Consider the following 5,443-nt stretch of genomic DNA (forward strand, 5'->3'; position numbering starts at 1 on the left):
ACCGCGACGACGACGCTGCCCGGCGCGCCCGGCAGGAGCGGCTCCACCTGGCCGGCGTGGGCGACGTTGTCCAGCAGCACCAGCATCGGGGAACGCTCGGCGGTGAGCGTCCGGAACAGCGCGCCGCGGGCCTCGACGCCGGGGTCGATCCACTCCTCGCGGGCGCCGAGCGCGCGCAGGAATCCGGCGAGCACGTCGCCGACGTCCGTGCCGCCGCCGTGCTCGGACCGCCCGAGGTCGCAGTACAGCTGCCCCCCGGCGAACCGGTCGCGGGTCCGGTGCGCCCAGTGCACCCCGAGGCCGGTCTTGCCGACGCCCCCGATTCCGCTGACGACCACGACCGCCGGGCCGTCGCCCGGCGCCGAGGCGGCCGCCTCCAGCAGCGCCAGCTCCCGCGTCCGGTTGACGAACTCGCCGGGCGCGGACGGGATCTGGCGCGGGACGAGCGACACCGGCTGCGCGATGGCCGGCAGGTTCGCGGTAACCGTGCCCGCCTGCACGATGACACCCGCGATCGCGCCCTGCATCGTGTTGGTGGCCCCGCTGGGCAGCCGCACCATTGAGTCGTCCCCGTCCAGCATCAGCGCGTCCACCCCGTGTGCTCGGCTTCAGTGGGTCGCGGGTGAATCTACGGGAGGGTGGGGGCGGTCACCAGGGCTTGGTGGGCTTTCGTTGGGCGGTTTCGGCGCGGTCGCTTTCGGGGGGCCAGGCTCTTCCGCGGGTTGCTGGAGTGCCGCCTGTCCCGGGCGATCTGGGTGGGTAAAGGAACGATATCGTCCCTCTGCATGGAGTCGTTGGGACCGGAGGATCCGGAGAAGATCGGCCCGTACCGGGTCCTCGCCCGCCTCGGCGCGGGCGGCATGGGGCGGGTGTACCTGGCCGAGACCCCCGCCGGGCGGCGGCTCGCGGTGAAGGTGATCCGGTCGGAGCACGCCGCCGAGCCGCGCTTCCGCGCGCGTTTCGCCCGCGAGGTCGAGGCCGCGCGGAAGGTGAACGACTTCTACACCGCGTCGGTCGTGGACGCCGACCCCGAAGCCGCGGCGCCGTGGATGGCGACCGCGTACGTGCCCGGGCCGTCCCTGCAGGCGCTGGTCGCGGCGCGGGGAGCGCTGCCGCCGGAGCGCGTCCGCGAGCTGGGCGCGGGCCTCGCCGAGGGGCTCGCCGCGATCCACGCGTGCGGGCTCGTCCACCGCGACCTCAAGCCGGGCAACATCATCGTCGCCGACGACGGTCCCCGGATCATCGACTTCGGCATCGCCCGCGCGCTGGACGCGAGCGCGATGACCGCGACCGGGGCCGTGATCGGCACGCTCGCCTACATGTCCCCCGAGCAGATCGAGGCGGACGAGGTGGGCCCGCCCAGCGACGTCTTCTCGCTCGGCGGCGTTCTGCTGTACGCGGCCACCGGGCACGGGCCGTTCGACGCGTCCAGCCCGGGGGCGATCGTCCACCGCGTCGTGAGCAGCGATCCCGACCTGGCGGGCGTCGACCCCTTCCTCGCCGGGGTCGTCGCGCGCTGCCTGACCAAGGACCCGGCCGGACGGCCCACCCCCGCGCAGCTCCTCGCCGAACTCCGCATCGTGCGGAGCCCTGCCCCTCCGGCCGTGCCGGCACCGCCCCCGGCTGTGGATCTTCGGCGGAACGCGGGTTGGGAGGGGCAGCCGGTCACGGTGCCGCAGCGGTCTGGGGCGGTGCGGCGGCGGGCGATTCTCGCGGCGGGAGCGGGGACGCTGGTCGCGGGCGGCGCGGGGATCCTCGGATGGCGTGCGCTCGGCGGGGAGGGCTTGCCTGCTCGGTCGGCGACCAACGTGTTCAAGAAGGCCACGGGGCTCGGGGAGGCCGACCCGACCGGCGGCGCCTGGACGATGCTGGAGGGTATCGACGCCTACGAGCTGCGCAGCGCCGAGTTCTCCCCCGACGGCAAGTACATGGCCGCCGCCGGGTGGACGTCCGGGCCGGGCGCGCACTGCGTGGGGCTCTATGACGGGACGTCCAGGGCGCGGCTGGCGCAGGTGGACGGCGGCGAGAACGGCGCGAACAAGGTGGCGTTCTCACCGGACGGCCGGTACCTGGCCGTGGCCTGCGTGGACGGGAAGGTGCGGATCTACTCCGTCCCGGCCGGGAGGCCGGTCGCCACGCTGAGCGGGCCGAAGAAGCGGGCCATGGGCGTGGCGTGGTCGACCCGCGGCCGGATCGCCGCCGCCACCCAGGAGGGCGGGTTCCTCTGGGAGCCGTCCGGCCGCCTGGTGGCCCGGCTCGCACGCAAGGACAAGTACTCGGGCGAGTTGTACTGCGCCGCGTTCGCCCCGGACGGCCGCATGGTCGCCACCTGCGGCGCGGACCAGTTCGTCCGGCTGTACGACGGGGTCACCGGGGCGCGGATCGCCGATCTCGGCACTCCCTCGGCGACCGGGCTGGCCTTCTCCCCCGACGGCCGGACGCTCGCGGTCGGCGAGTACGGGGGCACGAACGGCAACGTGGTCCGGGTCTGGGACGTCCGGACGCACGTCGAACTGGCCCGGCTGCCCGGCCACAAGAGCATCACGTCCGTCGCGTTCTCGGGGGACGGCAAGCGGCTCGCGAGCGGCGGGGACGACGGCGGATCCTCGCTCCAGGGCACCATCCGGCTCTGGGACGTGGCCACGAAGAGCCAGCTCAGGCTGCTCACCACGCCGTACCACTGCATGAGCGTGGCGCTCAGCGCGGACGGGACGAGGATGCTCAGTTCAGGGGCCGGGAAGCCGGTCCTCTGGACGGGCCTGTAACCCCGGTCACACGTCCGAAAGCGAGGTTTGAGGAAAAACACGGAGGGGAATCCGCGGAACGCGTTGAATGTTCATGCAGAGCAGTGCATACTCTTCCCATGTCCAAGGTGCTCTCCTCCCTGCCCGTCGGTGAACGCGTCGGGATCGCCTTCTCCGGCGGCCTCGACACCTCTGTCGCGGTGGCCTGGATGCGCGAGAACGGCGCGGTGCCCTGCGCGTACACGGCCGAGCTGGGCCAGTACGACGAGCCCGACGTCGCGTCCGTGCCCGGCCGCGCCACGCTCTACGGCGCCGAGGTCGCGCGCCTGGTCGACTGCCGCGACGCGCTCGTGGAGGAGGGCCTGGCCGCGCTGGCCTGCGGCGCCTTCCACATCCGCTCCGGCGGCCGCGCCTACTTCAACACCACCCCGCTCGGCCGGGCCGTGACCGGCACGCTGCTGGTCCGCGCCATGCTCGAGGACCAGGTGCAGATCTGGGGCGACGGCTCCACCTTCAAGGGCAACGACATCGAGCGGTTCTACCGCTACGGCCTGCTCGCCAACCCGGCGCTGCGGATCTACAAGCCGTGGCTGGACGCGGCGTTCGTCGGCGAGCTCGGCGGCCGGCAGGAGATGTCGGAGTGGCTGACCGAGCGCGACCTGCCCTACCGGGCCAGCGCCGAGAAGGCCTACTCCACCGACGCCAACATCTGGGGCGCCACGCACGAGGCCAAGGCCCTGGAGCACCTGGACGCGGGCGTCGAGACGGTCGAGCCGATCATGGGCGTCCGGTTCTGGGACCCGGCGGTCGAGATCCCCGCCGAGGACGTCACGATCGGGTTCGAGCAGGGCCGCCCGGTCACCGTCAACGGCAAGGAGTTCGGCTCCGCCGTGGACCTGGTCCTGGAGGCCAACGCGATCGGCGGCCGGCACGGGCTCGGCATGTCCGACCAGATCGAGAACCGGGTGATCGAGGCCAAGAGCCGCGGCATCTACGAGGCCCCCGGCATGGCGCTGCTGTTCGCCGCCTACGAGCGGCTGGTCAACGCCGTCCACAACGAGGACACGATCGCCACCTACCACGCCGAGGGGCGGCGGCTCGGGCGGCTGATGTACGAGGGCCGCTGGCTCGACCCGCAGGCGCTGATGCTCCGCGAGGCGCTGCAGCGCTGGGTCGGCTCGGCCGTGACCGGCGAGGTCACGCTGCGGCTGCGGCGCGGCGAGGACTACTCGATCCTCGACACCACCGGTCCCGCGCTCAGCTACCACCCGGACAAGCTGTCCATGGAGCGCACCGAGGACTCGGCGTTCGGGCCGGTGGACCGGATCGGCCAGCTCACCATGCGCAACCTGGACATCGCCGACTCCCGCGCCCGGCTGGAGCAGTACGCCGGGCTCGGCGTGGTCGGCGCGTCCCACCCGGCCGCGCCCGGCGCGGCCCTCGGCGCGGGCACCGCGCTCATCGGGCCGATGCCCGAGGGCGGCGCGGAGTCCATCGCCTCGCGCGGCGAGGCCCCCGGCGGGGACGAGCTGCTCGACAGCGCCGCCATGGAGTTCGGCACGGACTGACCCCCGAGACCTGCCCACCCAGGACGACCGGTGCCACGATCCCGCCCCGCGGGACCGTGGCACCGGTCGTCTTCGCCGTGGGCCGGAGGTCGGTGCGCGCGAGGAGGACGGTGCCGGGCGGGAAGGACGGTGCCGGGCGGGGAGGACGGTGCCGGGCGGGGAGGTCGGTGCCGGGCGGGAAGGTGAGTGCGGGGCGGGGAGGTCAGTGCGGGGCGGGGTCGCGGGGCCGGTCGTCGTCCGCGCCGCCGAGCCAGCCCTGCGTGGCGGCGTGCCAGCCGAGCTGCATCCGGGTCTGCACCCCGGCGAGGGACATGAGCGCGCTGATCCGGCGCTGGACAGTCCGGAGCGAGATGCCGAGCTGCTTGGCCACCGCGTCGTCGGTGTAGCCGGCGAGCAGCAGTTCGACGAGCCGCGCGTCGGTCCCGTCCAGCGGCGTCCCTCCGGGCGCGGCCCCGGCAGAGGCTCCGGCCGGGGCAGATCCGGCGTGCGGGGGTGCGGCGGCGGAGTCGGCGCTGGTGCGGATCGGGGTGGCGCGCATCCACTCGGCCTCGAACAGCGCGAGCAGCGCGTCCAGCAGCGCCGACTGGTGCACGACGACCGCGCCCGCGCCGTCCGGGCCGGGGGTGGCGACGATCGGCAGGAACCCGGCGCGCCGGTCCACGATGATCAGCTTGAGCGGGACCTCGCCGGCCAGCCGCACCCGCTCGCCCTCCGGGATGGTCGCGAGGGCCGCCTGGATGCCGCCCTGCTCCTCCAGAGCGGCGCGCTCGGCGACGACCCGGTAGCGGACGCCGCGGGCCAGCGCGGCCTGCTCGGCGGCGGTGTTCTCGGCCGCGCTCACCGCCGTCGCCGGGGCCTTGACGAGCGCCAGCACCTCGCGCTCGGCGCCCATCTGCAGCAGCCGGAACCGCTCGGCGACCTGCCGCTGCCCCTGGACGACGTCGATCAGCCCGGACAGCCCGCGCCGCGCGGAGGCGGCCTGGTAGACCTCCTGCAGCGCGTCGATCTGGAGCTCGGCCCGCCGGATCTCGTTCTGCTGCTCGACCAGCAGCGCGCCGAGCGCGGCGGCGGGCGGCGCGGCGACGAAGCGGGCCAGGTCCCGGCTGTCGTGGGAGGCGAGGCCGCGGCGCT

The 5,443-nt window shown here is 74.4% G+C and carries 3 protein-coding genes and 1 pseudogene; 2 read left to right on the top strand and 2 right to left on the bottom strand.

Annotation, left to right across the window (positions count from 1 at the left end):
- A pseudogene (locus AB0J52_RS25495) lies at nucleotides 1-593 on the bottom strand (AfsR/SARP family transcriptional regulator); the annotation flags it as partial.
- A gap of 192 nt (nucleotides 594-785) precedes the next feature.
- On the opposite strand from AB0J52_RS25495, the gene AB0J52_RS25500 reads away from it, so the two are divergent.
- Together AB0J52_RS25500 and argG are read left to right on the top strand one after the other, a co-directional pair.
- Nucleotides 786-2,765 carry a WD40 repeat domain-containing serine/threonine protein kinase gene (locus AB0J52_RS25500; protein WP_500184753.1) on the top strand — a complete coding sequence of 660 codons (1,980 nt, stop codon included), beginning with the start codon at nucleotides 786-788 and terminating at the stop codon, nucleotides 2,763-2,765.
- Between the two features lie 98 nt (nucleotides 2,766-2,863).
- Nucleotides 2,864-4,312, top strand: a complete 1,449-nt coding sequence (gene argG / locus AB0J52_RS25505) for an argininosuccinate synthase (protein ID WP_500184755.1) — start codon at nucleotides 2,864-2,866, stop codon at nucleotides 4,310-4,312.
- Nucleotides 4,313-4,514: 202 nt separating this feature from the next.
- On the opposite strand, the gene AB0J52_RS25510 is transcribed toward argG, so the two are convergent.
- On the bottom strand, nucleotides 4,515-5,443 hold a 929-nt coding region (locus tag AB0J52_RS25510), incomplete at its 5' end, for a helix-turn-helix domain-containing protein (RefSeq protein WP_500184756.1).

Source organism: Spirillospora sp. NPDC049652 (assembly GCF_040675125.1).
Taxonomy (GTDB): Bacteria; Actinomycetota; Actinomycetes; order Streptosporangiales; family Streptosporangiaceae; genus Spirillospora.